Source organism: Acinetobacter sp. SFB, from assembly GCF_001647545.1.
Lineage (GTDB): Bacteria > Pseudomonadota > Gammaproteobacteria > Pseudomonadales > Moraxellaceae > Acinetobacter.
On sequence record NZ_LSZH01000015.1, the window covers coordinates 70,540 to 95,105 of the forward strand.

Annotated in this window: 22 protein-coding genes; 16 read left to right on the forward strand and 6 right to left on the reverse strand. The window is 41.7% G+C overall.

Annotated features, from left to right (window positions below):
- The first annotated feature begins 1 nt into the window (after position 1).
- Positions 2 to 682: a glutathione S-transferase family protein gene (locus AY606_RS12650; protein WP_067869219.1), complete on the forward strand. Its 681-nt coding sequence runs from the start codon at positions 2 to 4 to the stop codon at positions 680 to 682.
- On the opposite strand, the gene AY606_RS12655 is transcribed toward AY606_RS12650, so the two are convergent.
- A complete protein-coding gene (locus tag AY606_RS12655; protein ID WP_067869222.1) occupies positions 679 to 1,878 on the reverse strand; it encodes a GGDEF domain-containing protein in 1,200 nt (399 codons plus the stop codon). The genes AY606_RS12650 and AY606_RS12655 overlap by 4 nt on opposite strands.
- A gap of 260 nt (positions 1,879 to 2,138) precedes the next feature.
- On the opposite strand from AY606_RS12655, the gene AY606_RS12660 reads away from it, so the two are divergent.
- Positions 2,139 to 2,705, forward strand: coding sequence for an FMN-dependent NADH-azoreductase (locus AY606_RS12660; RefSeq protein WP_067869224.1), 567 nt, complete (start codon positions 2,139 to 2,141; stop codon positions 2,703 to 2,705).
- 78 nt (positions 2,706 to 2,783) lie between these two features.
- On the opposite strand, the gene AY606_RS12665 is transcribed toward AY606_RS12660, so the two are convergent.
- Positions 2,784 to 3,695 (reverse strand): alpha/beta hydrolase, encoded by a 912-nt coding sequence (locus AY606_RS12665; protein WP_067869227.1) that lies wholly within the window; start codon positions 3,693 to 3,695, stop codon positions 2,784 to 2,786.
- Positions 3,696 to 3,850: 155 nt separating this feature from the next.
- On the opposite strand from AY606_RS12665, the gene AY606_RS12670 reads away from it, so the two are divergent.
- Positions 3,851 to 4,288, forward strand: a complete 438-nt coding sequence (locus AY606_RS12670) for a DUF2147 domain-containing protein (protein WP_067869230.1) — start codon at positions 3,851 to 3,853, stop codon at positions 4,286 to 4,288.
- Positions 4,289 to 4,361: 73 nt separating this feature from the next.
- Here AY606_RS12670 and AY606_RS12675 read toward each other — a convergent pair whose 3' ends face one another.
- Together AY606_RS12675 and AY606_RS12680 are read right to left on the reverse strand one after the other, a co-directional pair.
- Positions 4,362 to 4,709 carry a Spx/MgsR family RNA polymerase-binding regulatory protein gene (locus AY606_RS12675; protein ID WP_067869233.1) on the reverse strand — a complete coding sequence of 116 codons (348 nt, stop codon included), beginning with the start codon at positions 4,707 to 4,709 and terminating at the stop codon, positions 4,362 to 4,364.
- Positions 4,710 to 5,163: 454 nt separating this feature from the next.
- Entirely contained in the window at positions 5,164 to 5,982 is an 819-nt protein-coding gene (locus AY606_RS12680) for an exodeoxyribonuclease III (RefSeq protein WP_067869237.1), read from the reverse strand.
- Positions 5,983 to 6,022: 40 nt separating this feature from the next.
- Between AY606_RS12680 and pyrE the strand changes: the two genes are divergently transcribed.
- Both pyrE and AY606_RS12690 read left to right on the forward strand, forming a co-directional pair.
- On the forward strand, positions 6,023 to 6,673 hold the full coding sequence (gene pyrE, locus AY606_RS12685; protein ID WP_067869240.1) for an orotate phosphoribosyltransferase: 651 nt from the start codon (positions 6,023 to 6,025) through the stop codon (positions 6,671 to 6,673).
- Positions 6,674 to 7,560: 887 nt separating this feature from the next.
- Complete coding sequence (locus tag AY606_RS12690) at positions 7,561 to 8,025, forward strand: MarR family winged helix-turn-helix transcriptional regulator (protein WP_067869243.1); 465 nt, start codon at positions 7,561 to 7,563, stop codon at positions 8,023 to 8,025.
- Positions 8,026 to 8,451: 426 nt separating this feature from the next.
- On the opposite strand, the gene AY606_RS12695 is transcribed toward AY606_RS12690, so the two are convergent.
- Complete coding sequence (locus AY606_RS12695) at positions 8,452 to 8,646, reverse strand: DUF3565 domain-containing protein (protein WP_067869245.1); 195 nt, start codon at positions 8,644 to 8,646, stop codon at positions 8,452 to 8,454.
- A gap of 117 nt (positions 8,647 to 8,763) precedes the next feature.
- On the opposite strand from AY606_RS12695, the gene gshB reads away from it, so the two are divergent.
- The 8 genes from gshB (at position 8,764) to lpxC (ending at position 18,126) form a co-directional block, all read left to right on the forward strand.
- The gene (gene gshB, locus AY606_RS12700) at positions 8,764 to 9,708 is read left to right on the forward strand and encodes a glutathione synthase (RefSeq protein ID WP_067869248.1); all 945 of its coding nucleotides are present in this window, start codon (positions 8,764 to 8,766) and stop codon (positions 9,706 to 9,708) included.
- Between the two features lie 304 nt (positions 9,709 to 10,012).
- Positions 10,013 to 11,110 carry an undecaprenyldiphospho-muramoylpentapeptide beta-N-acetylglucosaminyltransferase gene (murG, locus tag AY606_RS12705; RefSeq protein ID WP_067869251.1) on the forward strand — a complete coding sequence of 366 codons (1,098 nt, stop codon included), beginning with the start codon at positions 10,013 to 10,015 and terminating at the stop codon, positions 11,108 to 11,110.
- 13 nt (positions 11,111 to 11,123) lie between these two features.
- Positions 11,124 to 12,572, forward strand: coding sequence for a UDP-N-acetylmuramate--L-alanine ligase (gene murC / locus AY606_RS12710; protein WP_067869254.1), 1,449 nt, complete (start codon positions 11,124 to 11,126; stop codon positions 12,570 to 12,572).
- Between the two features lie 56 nt (positions 12,573 to 12,628).
- Positions 12,629 to 13,558, forward strand: a complete 930-nt coding sequence (locus tag AY606_RS12715) for a D-alanine--D-alanine ligase (RefSeq protein WP_067869257.1) — start codon at positions 12,629 to 12,631, stop codon at positions 13,556 to 13,558.
- A 3-nt stretch (positions 13,559 to 13,561) separates the two neighbouring features.
- On the forward strand, positions 13,562 to 14,416 hold the full coding sequence (locus tag AY606_RS12720; RefSeq protein ID WP_067869259.1) for a cell division protein FtsQ/DivIB: 855 nt from the start codon (positions 13,562 to 13,564) through the stop codon (positions 14,414 to 14,416).
- Positions 14,417 to 14,487: 71 nt separating this feature from the next.
- On the forward strand, positions 14,488 to 15,750 hold the full coding sequence (gene ftsA / locus AY606_RS12725; protein WP_067869262.1) for a cell division protein FtsA: 1,263 nt from the start codon (positions 14,488 to 14,490) through the stop codon (positions 15,748 to 15,750).
- A gap of 161 nt (positions 15,751 to 15,911) precedes the next feature.
- A complete protein-coding gene (gene ftsZ / locus AY606_RS12730; protein WP_067869265.1) occupies positions 15,912 to 17,102 on the forward strand; it encodes a cell division protein FtsZ in 1,191 nt (396 codons plus the stop codon).
- A 121-nt stretch (positions 17,103 to 17,223) separates the two neighbouring features.
- Positions 17,224 to 18,126 (forward strand): UDP-3-O-acyl-N-acetylglucosamine deacetylase, encoded by a 903-nt coding sequence (gene lpxC / locus AY606_RS12735; protein ID WP_067869268.1) that lies wholly within the window; start codon positions 17,224 to 17,226, stop codon positions 18,124 to 18,126.
- A 97-nt stretch (positions 18,127 to 18,223) separates the two neighbouring features.
- On the opposite strand, the gene AY606_RS12740 is transcribed toward lpxC, so the two are convergent.
- Positions 18,224 to 18,664, reverse strand: coding sequence for a DUF721 domain-containing protein (locus AY606_RS12740; protein ID WP_067869271.1), 441 nt, complete (start codon positions 18,662 to 18,664; stop codon positions 18,224 to 18,226).
- A gap of 108 nt (positions 18,665 to 18,772) precedes the next feature.
- On the opposite strand from AY606_RS12740, the gene AY606_RS12745 reads away from it, so the two are divergent.
- The 3 genes from AY606_RS12745 (at position 18,773) to AY606_RS12755 (ending at position 24,503) form a co-directional block, all read left to right on the forward strand.
- Complete coding sequence (locus tag AY606_RS12745) at positions 18,773 to 19,453, forward strand: M23 family metallopeptidase (RefSeq protein WP_067869274.1); 681 nt, start codon at positions 18,773 to 18,775, stop codon at positions 19,451 to 19,453.
- A gap of 329 nt (positions 19,454 to 19,782) precedes the next feature.
- Complete coding sequence (aceE, locus tag AY606_RS12750; protein ID WP_067869277.1) at positions 19,783 to 22,497, forward strand: pyruvate dehydrogenase (acetyl-transferring), homodimeric type; 2,715 nt, start codon at positions 19,783 to 19,785, stop codon at positions 22,495 to 22,497.
- A gap of 2 nt (positions 22,498 to 22,499) precedes the next feature.
- Entirely contained in the window at positions 22,500 to 24,503 is a 2,004-nt protein-coding gene (locus AY606_RS12755; RefSeq protein WP_067869280.1) for a 2-oxo acid dehydrogenase subunit E2, read from the forward strand.
- The last annotated feature ends 63 nt before the right edge of the window (positions 24,504 to 24,566 follow it).

Below are 24,566 nucleotides of genomic sequence, written 5' to 3' on the forward strand. Positions count from 1 at the left end.
CATGTATCAGCTCTATATTGCCAATAAAAACTATTCCAGTTGGTCCATGCGTCCATGGTTGGTACTGAAGGCATTTAATTTGCCGTTTGAAGAAATCATGATTCCGTTTCCTTTAGATCGCGGCACAGGTACTTTTAAACAAAAAGTACGGACGATTAACCCCAATGGTAAAGTCCCGGTGTTAATTGATGATGGGCTGATGCTGTGGGATTCTTTGGCCATTTGTGAATATCTGGCAGAACAACATTTAGATCAGGCTTTATGGCCACAAGATATTAAGCAACGTGCACGGGCGCGCTGTATTACGGCAGAAATGCACAGCGGATTCCCTACTTTACGCAATGCTTGCGCCATGAATATCCGGGCGAATCTGGCTGATGTAGGGAGACGTTTATGGCAGGACAATGCGGAGCTGCGTCAGGATGTAGCACGTATCGAGCAGATCTGGTCTGAACGCCCAGAATCGCATCGTTTTTTATGTTGCGAATTTTCAATTGCCGATGCATTTTATGCACCCGTGGTAATGCGCTTGATGACTTATAATCTGCCTGTAAGTGAGTCTACACGGCAGTATATGCAAACCATGCTGCAACATGCTGCCGTAAAAGTCTGGATGGATGGCGCATTAAAAGAAGATGGCTGGGTGAATTATTTAGAGTCGTATCAACAGAAACCGCTTTAACCCAGCTTGGCTTCACTCAATAATTCTTCTTGATAGCATTTGACCTGATTACGGCCACATGCTTTTGCTTGATAAAGTGCTTTATCTGCTTGGCTTAACAATTGTTGCGGTCTAAGTTGGGTATTGGATAATGCAATCCCAAAACTTGCTGTGACCCGAATGCTCTCGCCCAAATCACTGATCAAATTTAGCTGTTGAATGGCTTGGCGACAACGCTCAGCAATAATTTTCGCTTGTTCTAAAGAAGATTGATTCAGAATCAGAATAAATTCCTCTCCGCCAAAGCGACCCACCACATCGCTATCCCGAATGATTTGAGAAAGCACTTCACTGACTTTAATCAGGGTTTCATCGCCTTTATCATGTCCGTATTGGTCATTAATCCGTTTAAAATGATCCAGGTCAATTAACACCAATGCATAAGATGATGTTGGTTTGCGCTCTAATTTTTCTAGACAATCGTTAATACTACGACGGTTAAGCGCATTGGTGAGTGGGTCAATCTGACTTAAATGTTGAATTAATTTTTCTCTATGCCGCCATTGGCTGAGTAAAATTTCAAATAAAATTAAACAGGTCATCAAAATGGGTGCAATGAAATACATCATCGTGAGCACCCAAAACATATTTTGATAGGGAAGACTCTGTAGATAAAAAATCGGTGCGTAGCTGATTTGACCTTGTAAGCTTAAATAGCCACATAAGAGCAAATATAGAGTAGCTGGAATCAATGCAGAGTAAATAATTTTACGTTTAAATAGCACCAGGCCCACAGTCACCAAACTAATGTAAGAGATCATGGTGGCGGGACTAAGAACCCCAACGATATAGCCATCCCGGCATAATGAAATTACAAAAATGGCGACACATACATAAGGCAGCCACTGCTGTACCGCAGGTTTTTTTCGCCAGATGGAACAGGGATAAATCAGCCCAATAAAAACCATCAAGCTGAGGATATTGAGTCCAAGCTGGAGCTTGAGTAAAGGCAAATTCACCCAGTGCCATACATGAGGTGAAAGAAGCACAAAAACTTTCCAGACAATCCAAAGTACATGCACCAAACTTCCTAAAATAAGCATCAGGATGCATTTATTGAGGACGCTCCAGTTCATTACGACTTCATCTTCTATCAGATATTTCGCAATTTTTTCTTTGAGTGAGGAGCTGAGATTGGGGGGAAAGGTTTGCTTCATTCGATAGATATGACCTTTAGATCTTCAAATTATGTATTAATGATGCGTTGATCTGATTTATTTTTAATAATTCATAACATAGCACGTTTTTTTATGAATGGTAATGGCTGTATTTTGTACTATTCGCTATAAAAATGGATTTTATCGGAATGTTTATTGTTCTAAATATAAAACAGTGTGTTGTGGATAAGGATATTATTCTATTTTTGTTAATCGATTAAACTGGGTCCATTGAATAAATAAACATTAAGGTTTTGAGCATGAAAGTTTTACATATCGATTCAAGTATTTTAGGCAGTGCTTCAGTTTCACGCCAATTAAGCCAAGCCATTGTTGATCAATTACAGACTAAACATGCAGATTTAGCTGTGGATTATTTAGATTTAGCTGCACAGCCTATTCCGCATTTAACCGGTGCGATTTTAATGGGGCAAGATGCAGAACAAGCTGCTTTGAGTGAAAAAATTATTCAGCAATATCTGGATGCAGATATCGTGGTCGTGGGTGCAGCCATGTATAACTTCGGTTTGACTTCAACCTTGAAAGCCTGGATTGACCGTATCAGCGTAGCGGGTAAAACCTTTAAATATACTGAGAATGGTCCAGTCGGTTTAGCAGGTGAGAAAAAAGTTTATATCGCCAGTAGTCGTGGTGGGGTCTATGGTGAAAATAGCCCAGTCGATTTTCAGGAAGGCTTTTTGAAAACTGTATTTAACTTTACGGGTGTGAATGATGTGGAAATTATTCGCGCTGAAGGCGTGAATATGGGACCAGAGTTGAAAGACAAAGCCATTTCCAACGCTTTAACTCAAGTCCAAGCGCTGTAATTTTTAAAAAATAGCATATTCTTTTGGGTCAGCTTCTGCTGACCTTTTTTATGTCCATAATTTTTTAAATCATAAAATCTAGTCTTTATCGAGTTTGTGCGCAAATTCAGCCAGATCAGCCAAGGCCTGTTGACCTTCATCAAACCAGGTGTGAAACATCTGAAAGTTATGCCACATACCGGTATAGAGTTTATAGGTCAGATCCACACCGGCTTGTTCCGCTTTTTCTTTAAAACGTTGCGCATCATCCAGTAAAATTTCTTTAGAACCGACTTGAACCAGAATGGGAGGCAATCCGCTCAAGTCTGCAAATAATGGTGAAATGGCAGGGTCGGCGGCGTCCACAGATTTAGGTAGGTAATAGTCAATCCCTGCTTCTAACGTTTCAATAGAGAGTAGTGCATCGTGTTTACGGTTATAGCGCAAAGATTCACTGCTTAAAGACAAATCTAAAAATGGAGACAACAGCATCAGTCCACTAACTTGAGGAAGGCCTTCATCACGGATTTTAACTGCCAGACCCAAAGCCAAATTAGCACCACAAGAGTCGCCGGATAAAATAATGTCTTTGGCTTGAATCCCTTGACCTAACAAGGTGGTATAGATATCAAAAATCGCATCGCTAGCTTCAGGATAGACCGATTCCGGAGCTAAGGGATAGTCGACGTGAAGCACTTGCATCTGTGTACGTGCAGCAACATGGGTTAAAAAGGCACGATGGGTCTTGAGTGAACCCAAAAAGAATGCACCGCCATGAATATGCAAAATCAGTTGTGTTGATTCGCTTTGCGGTTTTATTTCTTCAGCATGCAAGCCGGCCAAGCGTAGCGGTCTGATCTGAACTTCTGTGTTACTTGGAAAGGCACGACACATTTGCTCTAAAGCAAAACGTATCGAGTTGGGTGGCAAGTTAAACTGACTGGGTGTACGGATCGTCGTTTTTAAAATGCTCTCTGTAATTAATTGTTTCCATAACGGGCTTAACTTCATATTTTTTCCATCTTGTTATATTTTTTAAGGGATGATTGGATATTTACCAATTCAAGTTACAAGATTACACTAAACGGTCACACTGAAAAATTGCAAAAATGTTGTGACTTTTTAATACTAAAGCCGTCTATACCAGACTAGGGAAACGAAAAAAAATGAAAAAAATTGCACTTGCACTAGGATTGCTCGGATTAACAGCTTTGGCTAATGCTGCTGATCCACTAAATGGTACTGTTTGGAAAACGATTGATGATAAAACAAAACAACCCAAAGCAATCGTAAAATTTACTGAACAAAAAAATGGCACATTGTCTGCCAGTATTCAAGAGGTTTTGACACCGGGTGAAGAAAAAGCATGTTCAAAATGTGAAGGCCCATATCATAACAAATCTTTAAAAGGTCTAAAGATCGTTCATGGTCTTAAAAATGCAGGGGGTACAAGTTATGATCAAGGAACTATTCTTGACCCTTCTTCTGGAAAAACCTACAAGTTAAAAGGTCAAATCATTGAAGGTGGTAAAAAACTAGAATTACGCGGCTTTATTGGCATATCAGTTTTAGGACGTAACCAGACTTGGATTCGTGCAAACTAATTTTAATCAGTAAAATTATAAAAAAAGCCTGACATGATCAGGCTTTTTTTATGGACGGCATAATGGTCAATTTTTACTTTAAAGTTCTATAAGCAGCTTCATCGTATCCGACTATATAAGCTTGCTCGGTTTGCAGTACCGGACGTTTAATTAAGCTGCTATGCGTGGTTAAGGCAGAAATTAAATTTGATTGATTCTCTAGTGCAGTTTGTTGTTGTTCTTCGCTGAGTTTGCGCCAGGTGGTTCCTTTCTTATTAAGAATCAGATCTTGTCCAACTTCATCGAGCCATTTTTTTACAGTTTCAGCATCAATGCCTTGTTTTTTGTAGTCATGAAATTCATAGGCCAGACCCAGTTCATTCAATAAGTCGAAGGCTTTTTTCATTGAATTACAATTTTTGATGCCATAAATTTTAAGCATAAGAGGATCATTCCATTTTCGATTGCTGAATAGCCTAGCGAAAATTATCCAGAAGCTCTAGAGCTAATTAAAAGTATTAAAAATTAAATAAGGATGTCATCAAATTGACATTTAGGTTTGGCAATATAATGGCTATATAGATAAGAATAACTTGATTATAAAAATTATAAGTTTAACAGATGTATAAAAGAGAAAACCCGCATTTAATCATCCTGATCATGCGGGTCTCATTTCAACGTCCATTGTCACATCCTTGCAAAATAAGCTACCGAAGCGGTTTATTTTGTTTCATCCTACGGCGTCCTGTCCTTTTGCTGTCATCCTGACATATCCTTTTGCCGTGAAGCCATAATGCACTCAAAACACTTGTATAAAAATATACAAACGCGTCAAGTGTTGTAGGTTTTTGGATGGTATTGAGTGAACGTATGTTCACTCAATTAAATCTTATTGATTAGATTTTATAATCAATAATTACCGGAGCGTGGTCGCTGAACCAGGTGTCTTTATAGACCCAGGCATTGATTGTGCGGTCTTTCCAATCTGGTGAACAGGCGTGGTAATCAATCCGCCAGCCAACGTTTTTGGCACGGGCCTGTCCGCGGTTTGACCACCAAGAATAAAGTTCAGCTTCCTTACGCACTTCACGGAAAGTATCGACATAACCCAGATCATCATAAATATGATCGAGCCAAGCACGTTCATGCGGTAAGCAGCCTGAAGATTTCTGGTTGCCGGTCCAGTTCTTAATATCAATCCGTTTATGCACAATGTTGTAATCGCCACACACAATGATCGATTTATCCTCATTGCGCCATTGTTTTAGAATTTCCTGATATTGATCTAAAAAGTGGTCTTTACGCGCTTGCGCTTCTTCACCTGATGAACCGGAAGGTAAATACAGTGAACAAATATGAACAGTTTTTTCCAAGCCTAAGTCAAATTCAGCAGATATAAAACGACCTTGAGAATCTGCCAATTCAAAACCCAAACCGTCAGTCACTGAGACAAAGGGCAAGCGGCTATAAATGGCAGTACCGGCATAGCCTGCACGTTCAGCAGGGAACAGATGTGTGTACCAACCTTCCGGTCTAAACTTTTCAGTCCACTGCGCATGCGTGATCCGGCTTTCCTGCATACAAATCACATCGGCTTCTGACTGTTCCATCCATTCAAGTAAGCCTTTGGTCACTGACGAACGTAAGCCATTTACGTTAATGGAAACGACTCTTAGAATTTTTTGATCACTTGGATAGCTACTCTTTGGTATCATGCGCAAGTCTTACCTCTATTTATGAATTTTGGAGCACCTCATGACTTCGCCAGCTCAATTTAACCCTCAAGCTTTTATCGAACTTGCATTATCACGTGGTGTGCTGAAATTTGGTGAGTTTACTTTAAAATCGGGTCGTGTGAGTCCTTATTTTTTTAATGCCGGTTTGCTTAATGATGGTGAAGCATTAACCCTATTGGCTTCAGGCTATGCAGATAAATTAACCACTTGCGATAATGTTGAAGTGATTTTTGGACCTGCATATAAAGGTATTCCATTTGTCGCTGCAACGGCTGTTGCTTTGTCACAAAATCATGCTGTGAGCGTACCTTGGGGCTTTAACCGTAAAGAAGCCAAAGATCACGGTGAGGGCGGTGTACTTGTCGGTGCTTCAGTTGACGGTAAAAAAGTCTGGATTATTGATGATGTGATTACTGCGGGTACCGCCATTCGTGAAGTGGTGACTGTGCTTAAAAATGCCGGTGCGCAAATTGCCGGAGTATTGGTGGCATTAGATCGTCAGGAAAAAGGTCAAGGTAGTTTGTCTGCAATTCAAGAAGTGCAACAAGAACTGGAAATTCCTGTACATGCTTTAATTACCATGAAAGATTTGATGGATTTCCTAGATGCAAAAGGCGAGAAAGAGGCTTTAGCAAAAATGGAAGATTACCGTGTCAAATACGGCATCTGATGCTTAGATAGATTAAGAAAGGAAGCTAAATGCTTCCTTTTTTATGATTTTAAGAAAGTGATAAATTATTAAAATAAGAAGCTAGTAGATTTAGGCAAGTATTCGCAATATTGAGAGTGTGTTTGTCTCTAGGTGTAGAAAATATTGAGCTTTAATTTTTTGTTGATGCTTCAATCTGCAGAATTTAAACAATTTTTTTAATCATTTCACCAGTTGGAGAGAAAAATTGAGCATTGAACAGAGAGCTCTATTTCAAAATAGCCATTAATTGAATAAGTATTCTCGGCTTCCAGGAAAGACCCTGAACGGGGTTAAAGTTAAAAATTATTTTTTAGAAATATTAAATAAAATGATCCTTATAAAATAAACTGCTATTTGATAAATTAAACAAAATGCACCTTAGATAAAAATATAAATAGACGACTTTTCCTATTGTTTTTTAACCCCATAATTTTATGTATGAGAATTTATATAAATTAAAAATATTTATTACAAGAATTTAAAGCTTTTCCATTAGGTTGAGAAGTAATGAAATAGATGATTTTTCTCTGGAAAATAATGTTAATCATGTCACATTTTCATACATTTGGGTAAATGGTTTGGTATTTTTTGTGATAGATCATTTAACCCTTAAAGTGATTTAATCTGCTTGCACAATAACAATAAATAAATACAAAAGAGGACGTTATGTAGTACTTGGCTCTCTAATTCTTTTTATAAAACCAGCTCATAGAAAGCAAAGGAAGAATTAGAGAGTCAATCTTTAAAAAAACAGATTGTATAGCGAAATTAGTAAGACCAAGTTCATTTAATAAATAGAGCAGTCACTAATGGGTATAAATTTTTAAACAATTTAAATGGCTATAATAAATGAGAGAGATAAAGTCATGACAAAAAGGTTCAATAAGTTTTTATCTGCTGCCGCAGATTTTAATTTGGAAAATTCTCCATATTACTGGATCACTCAAGTGCATGCTCAATATATACAGAATGTTGATCATGCATTAAAGAAATATGGTTTAGATAATTCTCGCCGTCGTATTTTACTGGCTTTAAAATCTAAAAATAATGCAAGCGTATCTGAGTTGTCAGAAATGGTCATTTCTAAAATGTCGACGACTACCAAAATCGTTTATCGTTTAAAAGATGAAGGATTGGTAGATACCTATTGTTGCGAAGATGATGGTCGAATTACCCGGGTTTTATTAACCGAAAAAGGACAGCAAATGAGCCAAAAAATTAATGACCTGAGTCATATCGTTTTGGAACCATCTTTTGATGGGTTAACTCCCTTACAAATTGAGAAAATGTTAGAGAATCTTAAGCTTATTTTTAAAAATCTAGCCCATTAAGTTCAATTTAATTAAGAAGAAGTTTAAGCGGGTTCAGTAATTTATTTTTGTTTTATGGGAATATGCATAATTCAATTTCACCTCAGGAAAAGCGGATATATTTTATCTAGCTCAGCTTGATGGTTATGCAAGGGATTTAGCATGAGAATTTTTTCTTAGCAAGATTTTAAAATAGTCAAAAATGAACATAAAAGGGTTAGCACTATATAAATTAAAAATGCTGATCCTTTATGTGAGCTCATCAAATTTATAAAACAATAATTAGAGATTGGACAAGTACGATAAATAATCGATAAGGTATTTTTCAGTAAGAGTGTTTGAAAATTTTGCCAATAAATTTGGCATCTTCTGATTATTTAAAGGGTTGTTATACTTATAAGTTAGGCATGAATAGCCCACTGAACACCGATTGATAGATGATAAAAGCTACTCGCTTTGTTCATCACATTTTTTACATTCCAACATTAAACCTACTTTCTCTTGCCGTCCTTGTTCAGTCATCACCCAAGGACGGTTTTGCCATGGCGGATTATGTCGAACATGCTGTCCATGACCACAGGACAAATCTGCCACCCAGTCATTTTCTTCATCCAAATGAAAACCAATAATTGCCTGTTGCATCAACTGTTCCTGAAAGCGCTTTATACAATCCTATAAAAGCTTTACCAAAATTGAGAAAAAAGAAAGATTAAACTCCGTTATACTTTTCTCAATTTAAAAATATATGAGCAGATCGATATGCGCGTACTTGTTGTGATGGATCCCATCGAAAATGTAAACCTGAAAAAAGATTCTTCTATGGCGATGCTTTGGGCAGCCAGCCGTCGTGGACACGAGTTGGGTTATGCATTACAGCAAGATCTGTATATCGAACACGGTAAGGCATTCGGTTTAATTTCAGCATTAAAAGTTTTTGAAGACTATAACCATTACTATGAATTGGGTGAAAAGAAAAAAGAATCGATTGCCGATTATGACGTGGTGTTAATGCGTAAAGACCCGCCGTTTGACATGAACTTTGTCTATACCACTTATATTTTGGAACAGGCAGAGCGTGAAGGGGCATGGATTATTAACAAGCCGCAAAGCTTGCGCGACTGTAATGAAAAACTCTTTGCTACTCAGTTCCCTGAACTTCAGGTACCGACTTTGGTTAGCTCAAATGAAGGTCTGATCCGTGAATTCCTGAAAGAACAGGTTGATGTGATTGTGAAACCCCTCGATGGGATGGGCGGTACAGGCATTTTCCGCTTATATCAAGATGGTATAAATATTGGTTCTACCATTGAAATGCTGACCAATAACGGTAACCAGCCAATTATGGCACAGCGCTACATTCCAGAAATTGTCGAAGGTGATAAACGTATTTTGATGATTAATGGTGAACCGGTGCCTTATTGTTTAGCGCGTATTCCACAAAATGGTGAAGTACGTGGCAACTTGGCGGCAGGTGGTTTGGGTCAAGCCCGTCCCTTAAGTGAAAATGATAAAGCGATTGCTGCAAAAGTCGGCCCTTACTTACGTGAAAAAGGTCTGGTTTTTGTAGGGTTGGATGTGATTGGCAATTACGTGACAGAAATTAATGTTACCAGTCCTACTTGTATCCGTGAAATTGATGATCAATTCGGAACATCAATTGCAGATGATTTATTTGATGTTTTAGAAGCCGGGTTGAAAGCTTAAATTCTTTTTCTTGAAAAGAGTCCAATTCGGGCTCTTTTTTATCGAAGCTTGTGGGGCAAAAGAGGATTAAATTGATCAGCTGATCAAAAACAAAGTCACCAAATTGGAGAAGAAATACATTAATTTGTATATTTTTCCTCGATTAATAATAAAACTAGTTTAAACTTTTAAATCGGTAGAAAAAAACAATGAAGCACTTCGTGAAAAAAAGTAAATAACCTTTCACGGTTATGTGTTTGTGATTACAATTGATTGCTTAAAATCGTATTTCGTTATCCCTATTTTAGAATTGAAGAATTAGACTGTGACTGAAGCAACGCAAACAAAGCCCAAACATGTCATGATGATGGCCGCAGGTACTGGCGGACATGTTTTTCCAGCGCTCGCTGTTGCTAAAGAATTACAGCAACAAGGGATACAGGTGTCTTGGCTGGCAACGCCTGCAGGCATGGAAAATCGGCTGTTAAAAAATCACAATATCCCAATTTATCAAATTGATATTCAAGGTGTGCGTGGCAACGGTGTGGTACGTAAATTATTGGCACCTTTTAAAATTTTAAAAGCAACTTTAAGTGCCATGCGCTATATGAAACAGCTCAATATTGATGCTGTTGCCGGTTTTGGCGGGTATGTCGCAGGACCGGGCGGTCTGGCTGCGCGTGCCTTGGGTATTCCTGTCATTATCCATGAGCAAAATGCGATTGCAGGGTTTACCAATACCCAGTTATCCCGTATTGCTAAAACCGTGTGTCAGGCTTTTCCGGATACTTTTGTTGCAAGTAAAAAAATAGTGACGACCGGTAATCCGGTACGCAAAGAAATTACAGAAATTTTAAATCCGTCTTGGCGTTATCAAGAACGTGAAAAAGCAGCGCAGCCTTTACAGATTTTAATTGTCGGTGGTTCCCTAGGTGCACAAGCATTGAATGAACGTGTGCCGGAAGCATTGAAGCAACTCAATATACCCATGCAGGTATTTCATCAATGTGGTCAAAAGCATCAGCATGCAACACAGGCACGTTATCGTGATGTACCTGCAACCTTGCAGGTTGAAGTGCAGCCGTTTATTGAAGATATGGCCAAAGCCTATTCAGATGCAGATTTAATTATTTGCCGCGCGGGTGCGTTAACAGTGACCGAAATAGCAACTGCGGGTGTGGCTGCGGTTTTTGTACCCCTGCCAAGTGCAGTGGATGACCATCAAACTGCAAATGCCAAATTCCTTGCGAATATCAATGCTGCGAAAATTTGTCCGCAAGCCAGTATGACTGTGGATCATTTAAAAGAATTGCTAACCCCCCTGATGAATCGCCAATTGCTGTCAGAAATGGCAGTCAAAGCTCGTCAAAAAGCACAACCTGATGCAACCCAGCATGTGGTTCGTTTAATTCAAGAATTGTAAATTAGAGTGATATATGTCTTCATCTACTCCTGCTGAGCAAGCGAAAAAGTTAATTAAAGTGCCGGAAATGCGCCGTATCAAACACATTCATTTTGTAGGAATTGGTGGTGCCGGTATGTGTGGCATCGCGGAAGTGCTGAAAAACCAGGGCTATAAAATTTCGGGTTCGGACATCAAAGCCTCTAAAACTACTGCACAGCTTGAAGAAAACGGTATCAAAGTTTATATCGGTCATGCTGCTGCAAATATTAAAGATGCCAATGTACTGGTCGTATCTACAGCGATTGATCCAGAAAACCCGGAAATCAAGGCAGCGATTGAAACCCGCATTCCCGTGGTGCGTCGTGCTGAAATGCTGGGTGAGTTGATGCGTTACCGTCATGGTATTGCAGTGGCAGGAACCCATGGTAAAACCACCACCACAAGTCTTATCACTTGTATGTTGGCGGAAGAAAACATGGATCCGACCTATGTGATCGGTGGTTTGCTGAATCGTACTGGGGTGAATGCTGCACTCGGTGCAAGTCGGTATATTGTGGCTGAAGCGGATGAATCTGATGCGACTTTCTTGCATTTGCATCCGATGGCGGCAATTGTGACCAATATCGATGCCGATCATATGGATACCTATGGCGGTAGTTTTGATGTGCTTAAAGATACTTTTGTACAGTTCTTACAAAAACTTCCATTCTATGGTTTAGCCGTGGTTTGTGGCGATGATGCCAATGTGCGCGAAATTATGCCGCGTATTGGTCGTCCGCTTTTAACCTATGGTTTTAACGAAGATAACGACATCCGTGCGGTCGATGTAGATCCAGACGGCATGCGCACGCACTTTACTGTATTGCGTAAAGATCGAGAGCCATTACGTGTAACTGTGAACCAGCCGGGTCTGCATAACGTACTCAATGCCTTGGCTGCCATTGGTGTGTCAACGGATGAAGGGGTTTCTGATGCGGCAATTTGCCGTGCGCTGGAAGGCTTTAGTGGTGTCGGTCGCCGCTTCCAGGTTCAAGGTGAATTTGAACTGGAAGGCGGGAACGTGAAACTGGTGGATGACTATGGGCACCATCCTAAAGAAGTGGAAGCAACCATCAAAGCTGCGCGTCAAAGCCATCCAGACCGTCGTTTGGTGATGATGTTCCAGCCGCACCGTTTTAGCCGTACCCGTGACTGCTTCGATGACTTCGTAGATGTATTGTCACAAGTCGATCAATTACTGCTGCTGGAAGTGTATCCTGCCGGTGAAAAACCGATTGTGGGCGCGGATAGTCGCAGCTTGGCGCGTAGCATTCGCTTACGTGGCGATGTTGAACCGATTTTGATTGATCCTGTGGAAGGCAATTTAAAAAATGCGGTACAAAAAGTGTTAAAAGCAAATGACTTGTTATTAACCCAAGGCGCAGGTAATGTGGGTGCGATCTCGATTGAGCTTGCACAAAATAAATTGTATTTAAAATAATCACTGTATGTGGTTTTGAATTTGATCGTTCAGTTATAAAGTTTAAGGATATAAACGTGGCAAATGCTTCAGAATTCGGCAAAGTTGCCGTGTTGCTTGGTGGTAAATCTGCTGAGCGCGAGGTTTCTCTAGATAGTGGTAGGGCTGTACTTGAAGCATTGCTCCGCTCGGGTGTAAATGCAGAAGCTTTTGACCCGCAAGAACGTAGCGTGACTGAACTGGTCAACTATGATCGTGCATTTATTGTGTTGCATGGTCGCGGCGGAGAAGACGGTCAAATTCAAGGTGCATTAGAATGGTTGAATGTGCCTTATACCGGTACCGGTGTGCAAGGCTCAGCCATCGGTATGGATAAAGTCAAAACCAAGCAGGTTTGGCAAGGTTCTGAACTGCCGACGGCACCGTATCGTATCGTAACCAATGATTCTGATTTGAATGCTGTCGTCGACAGTATTGGTTTGCCATTCATTATCAAGCCAGTACATGAAGGTTCAAGCATCGGTATGAGCAAAGTTGAACGGATCGAAGACTTTGCAATCGCGATTGAAAAAGCGACTGAACATGATGCAGTGGTAATGGCTGAAAAATGGATTAGCGGTCGTGAGTTTACCATTGTGATTCTGAATGGCCAGGCGCTTCCTGTAATTCGTCTTGAGCCGCCAAAAGATGTGGCTTTCTACGATTATGAGACCAAATATAACCGTGACGATGTGCAGTACGGCATTCCTTGCGGTCTAAGTGAAGATGAAGAAAAACGTTTACAAAACTTGTCTTTACGTGCTTTTCAAGCCGTGGGTGCAAGTGGCTGGGGTCGTATTGATGCGATGCAGGATGAACACGGCAATTTCTGGTTGTTGGAAGTCAACACTGTTCCAGGCATGACCAGTCATTCATTGGTGCCTAAAGCTGCACAAGCGGTGGGATATAGCTTTGATGAGCTTTGCGTTGCCATTTTGGAACAAACTTTGACAGGTACGGCTCACTAAACTATGGCTCAACTTCCTGCTTCAATGCGCCGTAAACGAGCAGCAATTACCTCAATACATGACAAGCCACCGACCCGTAAGGAAAAGCTTGCGAATGCCGGTGGCTGGTTATTGTTGCTGATTGCACTCATGGTATTGGCTGTAGGGGTCTATGGTTTATATACAGTCATGACCGATGCACATGTCGCGGAACTCAATGTTGTGGGTACGCGTTCCGACGCTGAAAATAGTCAGGTCATGAAGCATGTTACTCCGGTGGTAACAGCAAATTATTTTACCGCTGATTTAGAACAAATTCGAGATCAGGCGCTAGAGTTGTCTTGGGTAGATCGTGTGGTGGTCTCACGTGCATGGCCGAATTCAATTCGGGTCAGAGTGATGCCGCGTCATCCTATTGCCCGTTGGGGAACTGGGCGACTGTTAAGTGATAGTGGTGATATTTTTGCCCAAGTGATTCCGCAAAATAATCAAAAATTACCCTTGCTGCACGGTCCAACGTCTCAATCCAAAATGATGATGCGCCGCTACAATGAAATTAACCAGTTATTCCTGCCAGTCAATGTTCGTTTAAAAGAATTATATTTAACAGAACGTATGACATGGTTTATGCAGTTTGATTCGGGTTTGCGTGTAATTGTGGATCAAGATCAGACCATGAGTAAACTTCAACGCTTGAGTCATCTGGCACAAAGTGATTTAAAACCGGTTTGGTCTAAAATCTCATCAATTGACTTACGTTATCGAAATGGATTGGCGATACAATGGAAGAATTCAGCACCACCTAATATTGTAAATAGTCATTTTGTTGTAACGATTAATGACACAAGCATTGCAGATGCAAGAATGGTAAAGCCATAATTGAGCGGCTTGATATAAAATAGAGGCTTATGGCCATAAATTAACCAAACATGTGATGATGGTAGTAGATAATGAATGAAGCTGTTCCCTCGGTTGTTGCGATTGACATTGGGACACACAAAGTTTCAGTTTTGATTGGTAAGGTACATGCGCCAGACAATATCCAAGTGATAGGGATGGCAACAGCTCGTAACCGAGGCATGAATAAAGGAAAAATTGTAAGTCTCGATAAAGTCATCACTGCAATTAAAAATGCCGTACAAGAAGCAGAAGACATGGCTGAATGCCGGGTGCATTCCGCTTGGATTTCCATTCCAAGCGCAGAATTAAAAAGCTTTTATGCATCAGGCCGTACACCCATTGAAAATAGTGAACATACCATTACGACCAGTGAGGTTGTACGTGCGCTGGAGTTGGCCAAAGCCAGTCATTTGACTTCAGACCACTATTTGGTCAGTGCAGTACCTTTGGGCTTTGAATTGGATGATTCGGCAGAATGGGTGCAAAATCCGATTCGCATGTCTGCCCACAGCATGATAGGGCATTATCAGTTGATGATGCTGCCGATCAGTACCATGCAGAACCTAGATCGTGCGCTTAAAGGTGCCAATATTGGTGTCGAAAAAATGGTAGTGTCTTGTTTGGCAACCGCTGAAGCAAGTCTGCTTAAAGATGAAAAAGAGTATGGTGCATGCTTGGTGGATATTGGTGCGGGTACTACCAATATTGCGGTCTATCTAGATGGTCGCCTTGCATTGACGCATACTCTGCAACGTGGTGGTGAGCATGTTACGCGTGATATTGCTGCAGTACTGCAAACCACGACGGAAGAAGCGGAACGAATCAAGTTGTTGTATGGTTGTGTTGACCTGAAAGTGGTGAAACCTGATCATATGATTCAATTTCAGGGGATTGAGGGTCCACAAACCATCAGTCGCATTGAGTTGGCAGAAATTATTATTGCGCGTTATGAAGAAATCTTGACCCAAGTTCATCACGAGCTACAACGCAATGGTGCAATTCATGGTTTATATCATGGTGTGGTACTGACAGGGGATGCAAGCCAAATCGAAGGAATGGTAAATCTGGCACGTCAAATGTTGGGTGTTTCAGCGCATTTAGGAAATCCACCGGTACAGGTATATGCTGAAGAGCAAAATCAGGCTGCTTTGCGCCGTTCGCAATATGCAACAGCTGCCGGATTATTGATGTTCAGCCAAAGTGATACGCAAGATACCATTGTAGAATCTACAGATCCTGGAAAACTGTCTGTTTTTAAGCGAGTAGGTCGAGCATGGTCGGCATTAAATAATCAGTTAAAATCGATATTTTAAGTTGAATTTATTGGGAATATTGTTAGGAAGTTGTACGTCTAACGGCTTGTACTTGACAAGCGTGTCGTTGAACAGCATCCTAAAACACAATTTTTTATTAAGATCAAGGCAGTATACGGGCTTAAGTGACTGCCAATTACGAATTAGGAAATCCAAAGGTCATGGCCTCATTTGAATTTTTAGAAGATGATCAAAACGATAGCAACGGTCAAGCCCGTTTCACTGTGTTTGGTGTAGGTGGTGCTGGTGGTAATGCTGTACAACATATGCTTGAGTCAGACATTCAGGGTGTAAAATTTGTTTGTGCCAATACGGACAAACAGGCTTTGGATCGGATGAATGCTCAATTCAAAATCCAGTTAGGCGAGCAAAGCACACGCGGTTTGGGTGCCGGGGCAAATCCTCAAGTGGGCCAAACTGCTGCTGAAGAAAGTCGTGAAATCATTCGTCAACACCTTGAAGGTACAGACATGGTGTTTGTGACTGCCGGTATGGGTGGCGGTACTGGTACTGGTGCTGCGCCTGTGGTTGCCGAAATTGCCAAGGAAATGGGCATTTTGACAGTCGGCGTGGTGACTACACCTTTCAATTTCGAAGGGAAACGTCGTCAGCAATCTGCTGAAAAAGGGATTGAAGCTTTAGAAGCACATGTTGATTCTTTAATCATTATTCCCAACCAGCGTTTGCTTAAAGTATTCCGCGATATTTCAATGAAAGACGCGTACAAAAAAGCAGATGACGTTTTGCTCAATGCAGTACGTAGTATTTTTGATCTTGTGGTTCGTCCAGGGCATATCAACCTTGACTTCGCCGATTTGAAGACTGCCATGAGTACGCGTGGTTATGCCATGATGGGTGTGGGTTCAGGTCGTGGTGAAAACCGTGCACGTCAAGCGGCTGAACAAGCGATTCGTAGTCCATTGCTGGATAACGTGACTATCATGAATGCCAAAGGTATTTTGATTAACGTGACCGGTGGCGATGATGTGACTTTCGGTGAAATTGAAGAAATCACCGATGTTGTCAATCAAATTGTCGATTTGGATGAAGGGCAAGTATTCTACGGAACTGTATTTGATCCAGATGCACGTGATGAACTGAGTGTAACTGTGATTGCAACGGGATTAACCCGTAATTCAGCGGATTCAGCTGATACAGTCAAACGTCCATCTTCACAGTCGGCAACACGTCCAACTGCTACGGCGAAACATGCTGTGGTGGAAGATGATGATGTACCTGCAATTCAGCGTCAAAACAATGATGCGGGTACAGCCCCAGCTCCAGCAGTAGGGGCTGCACGTCCAACCCCAATGAGCATTCAAGATTACTTGAAAAATCAGCAACGTAAATAAACTAATAGTTTTAGTTTTAGTTTACAAATTTAAAAAAGGTCGTAGCTATACGACCTTTTTGTTTTTTATCAATGGCTAAATATGCTAACGTATATCGGTTTTATGAGCAGATGATAGAAAAATGTTGAAACAGCGAACCCTACAACGTGTCGTGAAAGCGAGCGGTATCGGTCTTCATAGTGGGCAAAAAGTCTTGATTAACTTTGTGCCGCACCATGTAGACGGGGGAATTGTGTTTCGACGTATTGATTTAAATCCACCGGTAAATATTCAAGCCGACGCCATGCTGATTCAAGAAGCATTTATGTGCTCGAATCTGGTTCAGGAAAATGCCAAAGTCGGTACCATTGAACACGTAATGAGTGCGATTGCGGGATTGGGGATCGATAACCTGATTATTGAAGTCTCTGCTTCTGAAGTACCAATTATGGATGGTAGTGCAGGCCCGTTTATCTATTTATTGATGCAAGGTGGTTTGGCTGAACAGAATGCGCCGAAAAAATTCATTAAAATTTTAAAACCTGTGCAAGCCCTGATAGATGATAAGCGTGCAATATTTCATCCACATCAGGGTTTTCAACTTAACTTCACCATCGATTTTGATCACCCTGCCTTTAAAAAAGAATACCAGTCTGCAACTATCGATTTTTCTACTGAAACCTTCGTTTATGAAGTGAGTGGAGCGCGTACTTTCGGTTTTATGAAAGATTTAGACTATCTGAAAGCCAATAATTTGGCATTGGGCGCGAGTTTGGAAAATGCGATTGGGGTAGATGAAACCGGTGTGGTGAATGAGGAAGGGCTTCGCTTCTCGGATGAATTCGTACGGCACAAAATTTTAGATGCCGTGGGTGATTTATACTTGCTGGGTCATCAAATTATTGCAAAGTTTGATGGCTATAAGTCAGGACATGCATTAAATAATCAATTATTACGCAATGTTAAAAGTGATCCAAGTAGTTACGAAATTGTAACATTTGATGACGAAACCAAATGTCCCATTTCTTACGTGAGTGTGGCATAAGTCATTGTCTTTTAATGCCTGCGTTATAATATAACAAAGCTGACTGTTAAACCGGTCACAGAATTTATGACTAATTTCAAAGACATCAAAATGTCAGTTACTTTTTATTGCTTGCCAAACGTAGCATTGCTTGGCTAAGCTTAGGGTCGCTCACAAAGTCAGCAGCCCCACGAATTAAATCTTGGGTATCTGGACTAAGGGATCTGGTCAGCAACTCAGGCTTGAGTGGTGGTTGTGTTTGAATTCTTAAACGAACTTGCAGTTTCTGCAAATCTTTAAATTCGGACAATTGTGACAATTGAACAATATATTGCTTTTGAAGATATGCCAGTTGACTAATCATGGCTTGATTTGCACCGGTAATGGTCAAAATGCCATTTTCATAACATACAACTTGCCATTGCTCTGGTTGGGGCAATATCGGTTGAATAAGTTTTGTAAGTTTCTGCCAAGCAGCAACTTGTGTAGAGAGAAACGTAAAGTTTCCTGTTTTTAAGTGTTTTCTTGTTTGTTGGAAGAGCTTTAGCGGTTCAGACATACATTGTTCCTACATATTTGTGTCTTAATCTTATGCGTTCCTTTCAGTAGATATCAAGGAAGAGATCACGCAAGGACATTAACTAAGAACAGTTAAAAGAGGTTTTTTATGCATACGAGACGTATTTTATTAGCGTTTTCATTGGCAGCGTCTGCTGCATCTGTAGCTTTTGCTGATTTGGTAGAGCTAAATTCTGACGTATCCACCGATCGTATTGAGCAATTGACCCGTACTTTGGCTCAAGGTTCTTATGCAGAATCAAATGACATTGATATTCCTGCTGAAACAAAAATGAGCGTTAAATTACGTGAAAAAACAGTTGAATTGAACAATGAATCGCTCGCGAAAAAATACGGTTCAAGTACTTCAAAAAGCTATTCTAGCAATGCTTACTCTTGGTTGGTAGCACATCCACTTCCTGACATGAAAAGAGTTAGTTCAACTTATGGTGGTCGTACCATGGGTGGTCGCGCAGAAAACCATTCAGGTTTAGATATGTCTGCACCAAGTGGTACCGCTATTTACGCAACTGGCCCAGGTGTCGTCACTAAATCAGGTTGGGGCACCGGTTATGGTCAATACGTTGAAATCAACCATGGCAATGGGTATTTAACGCGTTACGCACATGCCTCTCGTTTAATTGCCCGTGTTGGTGATCAGGTACAAGCAGGTGAACATATTGCCAACGTAGGTTGTACGGGTCGTTGTACCGGTCCGCATTTACATTACGAAGTAGTTAAAGATGGTGAGCGTAAGAACCCATCAGCATATTTAGCCATGTTGCCATAAAACTCAGTATGACCACTTTTTAAAACCCATTCTGTCGGTTTTAATTTAAGAGTTGTAACGATAGTTAATTAGAGTGTGGTAATTCATTTAAAGAGTAGAGTAAAAAGCCGCTATAGCTTTTAAGTTTTATATTATCACTGTAACGAATACTTATTGTATAAAAAACCGCCTTTATTGGCGGTTTTTTGTTTTATTGCGTAAAGAATAGTCAATGGGTATTTATTATCTAAATAATAGTGCTATTCCGTATTCAGCTGTGGCAATAACTGAAGCCCTCTAAAGTATGGTACATATAGAGAATATAAATAGGCTCAAGGAATAGGTGGAATATGGCGTTTTATGGTGATACTGACGCGCAAGAAACCCAAGAATGGCAAGATGCTTTCGACTCGGTTTTACAACACATGGGAACGGAGCGAGCGGCATTTTTACTCGAAAAACTCTACCAGCGCGCAATTGCTACTCATGTTCCCATTCAGCGTCTAAATACTCCTTATCTCAACACCATTTCAGTTGAAGAAACCCCAGCCATGCCGGGTGACCAAGACATGGAACGCCGTATTCGCGCATTGATTCGCTGGAATGCTTTGGCAATGGTACTGCGTGCCAATAAAACTGGTGATGATCTCGGTGGTCACTTGGCCAGCTTTGCCTCTTCGGCAACTTTGTATGATGTCGGTTTTAACCATTTCTTTCGTGCAGGCAATGACCATTTCGGTGGTGACATGATCTATTATCAAGGTCACTGTGCACCGGGTGTTTATGCACGTTCATATCTTGAAGGCCGTTTAACCGAAGAGCAACTGAGTAACTTCCGTCGTGAAGTGAATGGTAATGGTCTTCCAAGTTATCCGCATCCTTACTTGATGCCGGACTATTGGCAGTTCCCAACTGTTTCGATGGGTCTGGGTCCAATCATGTCGATCTATCAGGCACACATTCAAAAATATTTGATGAACCGTAGCCTGATTAAAGAAGAAGACCGTAAAGTCTGGGCATACCTTGGCGATGGCGAGATGGACGAGCCAGAAAGTACCGGTGCGATTTCTCTTGCAGGCCGTGAGAAGCTCGATAACCTGGTGTGGGTGGTGAACTGTAACTTACAGCGTCTGGATGGTCCGGTTCGTGGTAATGGCAAAATTATTCAAGAACTTGAATCACTATTCCGTGGCGCAGGTTGGCGTGTCATTAAAGTAGTTTGGGGTCGTCATTGGGATCCACTGCTTGATAAAGATGAATCAGGCGCTTTAAAAGCGATTATGGAAGAAGCGGTTGATGGTGATTATCAACGTTACCAAGTCAAAGGTGGTGCATATACCCGTGCCCACTTCTTTGGTAAATATCCAGAAGCAGAAGAGCTGGTAAAAGGTTTAAGCGATGAAGACATCGATAACTTAAACCGCGGTGGTCATGACCCTTACAAAGTTTATGCTGCTTACGCAGAAGCAATGAAGTCTACAGGTCAGCCAACCGTAATTTTGGCGAAAACTGTCAAAGGTTATGGTTTGTCTGAAGAAATTGAAGCAGTGAACAAAACGCATCAGATTAAAAAGATGCAGCTTGAATCATTGAAATATGTTCGTAATCGTTTCAATCTTCCATTCACCGATGAACAGCTTGAAGAAGTGCCATTCTATCGTCCAAGTGAAAACTCACCTGAATTGAAATACATGAAGGCCCGTCGTGAAGCGTTGGGTGGTTATTTACCTGCACGTCGTAAAGAAAGTGACCCATTGCCCATCCCTGATTTGTCGGTATTTGATGCGGTGTTAAAAGGTTCCAATGGCAAGCAGCAATCCACCACTATGGTGATGGTGCGTTTAATTTCTGCATTGTTAAAAGAAAAAGCCATTAAAGATCGCGTTGTGCCGATTGTTCCGGATGAAGCGCGTACTTTTGGTCTGGAAGGCATGTTCCGTCAGTTAGGTATTTATGCTGCACATGGTCAGAAATACACCCCTGAAGACCAAGAACAGCTGATGAACTATCGTGAAGCCAAAGATGGTCACATGTTGCAAGAAGGGATTAACGAAGCCGGTGCGATGAGTGCTTGGGCTGCGTTGGCAACCAGTTATTCAACCAATAACTTGCCTATGATTCCTATGTACATGTACTACTCGATGTTTGGTTTCCAGCGTATTGGCGACATTGCATGGGCTGCAGGTGATGCTCAGGCACAGGGCTTCTTGCTGGGTGCAACAGCAGGCCGTACCACATTAAATGGTGAAGGTTTGCAGCATCAGGATGGTCATTCACACCTTCTTGCTGGCACCATTCCAAACTGCGTGGCGTATGACCCATGCTTTGGTTATGAGCTTGCTGTGATCGTACATGACGGTTTACAACGCATGTATGTAAATCAGGAACGTGTGTTCTATTATCTGACTGTAATGAACGAAAACTACGAGCATCCAGCAATGCCACAAGGTGTTGAGGAAGGCATTAAACGTGGTATGTACCTGCTTGAAGAAGATGAAAAAGCCACTGTTCAATTATTGGGTTCAGGTGTGATTCTTCGTGAAGTGATTAAAGCTGGAAAAATCCTGCGTGATGAATACCAAATCCATTCTAATGTCTGGAGTGTAACCAGCTACAACGAGCTTGCACGCGATGGTATGGCTGTTGAAGAATACAACCGTCTACATCCATTGGCGGAAGAAGCACAAGAAGGCTGGGTCTCTCAGCAATTGCGTAGTACCGATGGTATCGTGGTTTCTGCAACGGATCATATGCGTGCCTATAGTGAACAAATTCGTGCCTATCTTCCAGATAACCGTCCATATGTGACTTTAGGTACAGATGGTTATGGTCGTTCTGATACGCGTGGCAATCTGCGTAGTTTCTTTGGTGTCGATGCAGCGCACATTGTGGTTGCAACGTTGAAAAAATTAGCCGATGAAGGCGAAGTGGATGCGCGTTTAGTCAAGGATGCGATTTCTAACTTTGAATTGGATACCGATCGTCCTGTGGCTTGGTTGCCTCAAACCCACCCGGAAGTTCAAGCGGTTGCGGATTATAAAGAGCCAACAGGTGAGGAGAACTAAGCATGCAAATCAAAACACCTGATATTGGGGTTGATAAAGCCAGCGTTGCGGAAATTTTGGTAAAAGTCGGCGATACCGTGGCTGTTGATGACAGTCTGGTCTTGCTGGAATCGGATAAAGCCTCTGTTGAAGTGCCGAGCACTTCAGCAGGTGTGGTAAAAAGCATTTTGGTTAATCTGGGTGATAATGTTACTGAAGGCGTCGCATTAATTGAACTTGAAGCAGAAGATGCATCCAATGCAGCAACTGAAGTTCAAGAGGCGGATGCTTCACAAAAGACGTCGGAAAATACTCCGACCTCACTGCCTGATCAAGAAATTATGCAGGAACTTGCAGCTCATCAGCCTGCAAATTCTGCTACACCGGCCTCTGCATCGAGCAGCCTTGTCGAAGTTCAGGTGCCGGATATTGGCGTAGAAAAAGCGCTGGTGGGTGAAATTCTGGTTAGCGTCGGCGATACTATTGACGTTGATCAAAGCATTGTTGTGGTTGAATCTGACAAAGCCACGGTTGAAGTACCCAGTTCAGTTTCGGGTATCGTTGAAAGCATTCAAGTTACTGAAGGCGATACGGTAAAAGAAGGTGTGGTGCTGATTAAGGTGAAAGTTGCTGGCGCGACCCAAGCTGAAACTGTGGTGGACGCTCCGAAAGCAGAAAGCGTACAAGCCGCTGCAACGAAATCTGAACCTGTAGCAGCAGCTCCGGTTCAAAGCGGTGCGATTGAAATTAGCGTGCCTGATCTGGGTGTGGACAAAGCCACTGTTGCTGAAATTTTAGTGAAAGTCGGTGACACGGTTGAAGCGGATCAAAGCATCATTGTGGTTGAGTCGGATAAAGCCACGGTTGAAGTCCCCAGCTCTACAGCAGGCGTGATTAAAGCGATTCACGTTGAAGTGGGTCAAAATGTCGCTGAAGGCATTGCACTGGTTACGATTGAAGGTAAAGCGCAAGCAGATGCTGCACCTGTTGCAGCCAAAGCTGAAGCACCGAAAGCAGCAGTTACAAAAGCAGAAACAGTCCCGGCTGCACCATCTGCTCAAGCGACAGCGACGACGGCTAATGCAGACAAGCTGACCAAAGAGCAGAATGCAGCCAACTCGAAAGTCTATGCTGGCCCTGCTGTGCGTAAACTGGCACGTGAATTGGGTGTGATTTTATCGGATGTGAAAGCATCTGGTTCGCATGCGCGTGTGATGAAAGAAGATCTGAAGGCTTATGTCAAAACCCGCCTTACGACGTCGCAACCTGCTCCTGTAGCCGCTGCTGCCGTTCAGGCAGCCAGTCTGCCAAAACTTCCAGATTTCTCTGCATTTGGTGGTGTTGAAGAAAAAGCCATGACTCGCTTGCAACAGGTTTCTGTGCCGCAATTGTCATTGAATAACTTTATTCCTCAAGTCACGCAGTTTGATGCTGCAGATATTACCGAGCTTGAAGCTTGGCGTGGCGAGTTGAAAGGCAACTTTAAGAAAGAAGGTATTAGCCTGACCATTTTGGCTTTCATTGCCAAAGCCTTGGCGCATCTTTTAAAAGAAGAGCCTTATTTTGCAGGTCATTTGGCCGATGATCAAAAATCTGTATTGCTGCGCAATGAAATCCATATGGGCATTGCGGTGGCAACGCCGGATGGTTTGACTGTGCCTGTGCTGCGTAACCCGGACCAAAAATCAGTGAAACAAATTGCGATTGAGCTGGGCGAGTTAAGCAAGAAGGCGCGTGAGAAAAAATTATCACCGAAAGATTTGCAAGGTGCGAATTTTACCATTACCAGTCTGGGTTCAATTGGTGGAACCGCATTTACACCGCTGGTGAACTGGCCTCAAGTGGCAATTTTGGGTATTTCACCTGCAACCATGCAACCGATATGGAATGGTGAAAGTTTTGATCCACGCCTGATGTTGCCATTGTCCTTGTCTTATGACCATCGTGTGATTAATGGTGCTGATGCTGCCCGTTTCACCAACAAGTTGACCAAGCTTTTAGCCGATATCCGTACTTTGTTGCTCTAATCAGCTCATAAAATACGAATAATAAAAAACCTTGCTGCGGCAGGGTTTTTTTATGGGCGCCAG

Bases quoted from the DNA above. Each gene is read 5' to 3' on its own strand.
- lpxC (WP_067869268.1), top strand. From the start codon at position 17,224: ATGTTGAAACAGCGAACCCTACAACGTGTCGTGAAAGCGAGCGGTATC.
- AY606_RS12690 (WP_067869243.1), top strand. From the start codon at position 7,561: ATGACAAAAAGGTTCAATAAGTTTTTATCTGCTGCCGCAGATTTTAAT.
- AY606_RS12695 (WP_067869245.1), bottom strand. From the start codon at position 8,646: ATGCAACAGGCAATTATTGGTTTTCATTTGGATGAAGAAAATGACTGG.
- AY606_RS12680 (WP_067869237.1), bottom strand. From the start codon at position 5,982: ATGATACCAAAGAGTAGCTATCCAAGTGATCAAAAAATTCTAAGAGTC.
- AY606_RS12660 (WP_067869224.1), top strand. From the start codon at position 2,139: ATGAAAGTTTTACATATCGATTCAAGTATTTTAGGCAGTGCTTCAGTT.
- pyrE (WP_067869240.1), top strand. From the start codon at position 6,023: ATGACTTCGCCAGCTCAATTTAACCCTCAAGCTTTTATCGAACTTGCA.
- AY606_RS12670 (WP_067869230.1), top strand. From the start codon at position 3,851: ATGAAAAAAATTGCACTTGCACTAGGATTGCTCGGATTAACAGCTTTG.
- ftsA (WP_067869262.1), top strand. From the start codon at position 14,488: ATGAATGAAGCTGTTCCCTCGGTTGTTGCGATTGACATTGGGACACAC.
- AY606_RS12650 (WP_067869219.1), top strand. From the start codon at position 2: ATGTATCAGCTCTATATTGCCAATAAAAACTATTCCAGTTGGTCCATG.
- AY606_RS12720 (WP_067869259.1), top strand. From the start codon at position 13,562: ATGGCTCAACTTCCTGCTTCAATGCGCCGTAAACGAGCAGCAATTACC.
- AY606_RS12745 (WP_067869274.1), top strand. From the start codon at position 18,773: ATGCATACGAGACGTATTTTATTAGCGTTTTCATTGGCAGCGTCTGCT.
- gshB (WP_067869248.1), top strand. From the start codon at position 8,764: ATGCGCGTACTTGTTGTGATGGATCCCATCGAAAATGTAAACCTGAAA.
- AY606_RS12675 (WP_067869233.1), bottom strand. From the start codon at position 4,709: ATGCTTAAAATTTATGGCATCAAAAATTGTAATTCAATGAAAAAAGCC.
- aceE (WP_067869277.1), top strand. From the start codon at position 19,783: ATGGCGTTTTATGGTGATACTGACGCGCAAGAAACCCAAGAATGGCAA.
- AY606_RS12655 (WP_067869222.1), bottom strand. From the start codon at position 1,878: ATGAAGCAAACCTTTCCCCCCAATCTCAGCTCCTCACTCAAAGAAAAA.
- AY606_RS12665 (WP_067869227.1), bottom strand. From the start codon at position 3,695: ATGAAGTTAAGCCCGTTATGGAAACAATTAATTACAGAGAGCATTTTA.
- AY606_RS12755 (WP_067869280.1), top strand. From the start codon at position 22,500: ATGCAAATCAAAACACCTGATATTGGGGTTGATAAAGCCAGCGTTGCG.
- murC (WP_067869254.1), top strand. From the start codon at position 11,124: ATGTCTTCATCTACTCCTGCTGAGCAAGCGAAAAAGTTAATTAAAGTG.
- AY606_RS12740 (WP_067869271.1), bottom strand. From the start codon at position 18,664: ATGTCTGAACCGCTAAAGCTCTTCCAACAAACAAGAAAACACTTAAAA.
- ftsZ (WP_067869265.1), top strand. From the start codon at position 15,912: ATGGCCTCATTTGAATTTTTAGAAGATGATCAAAACGATAGCAACGGT.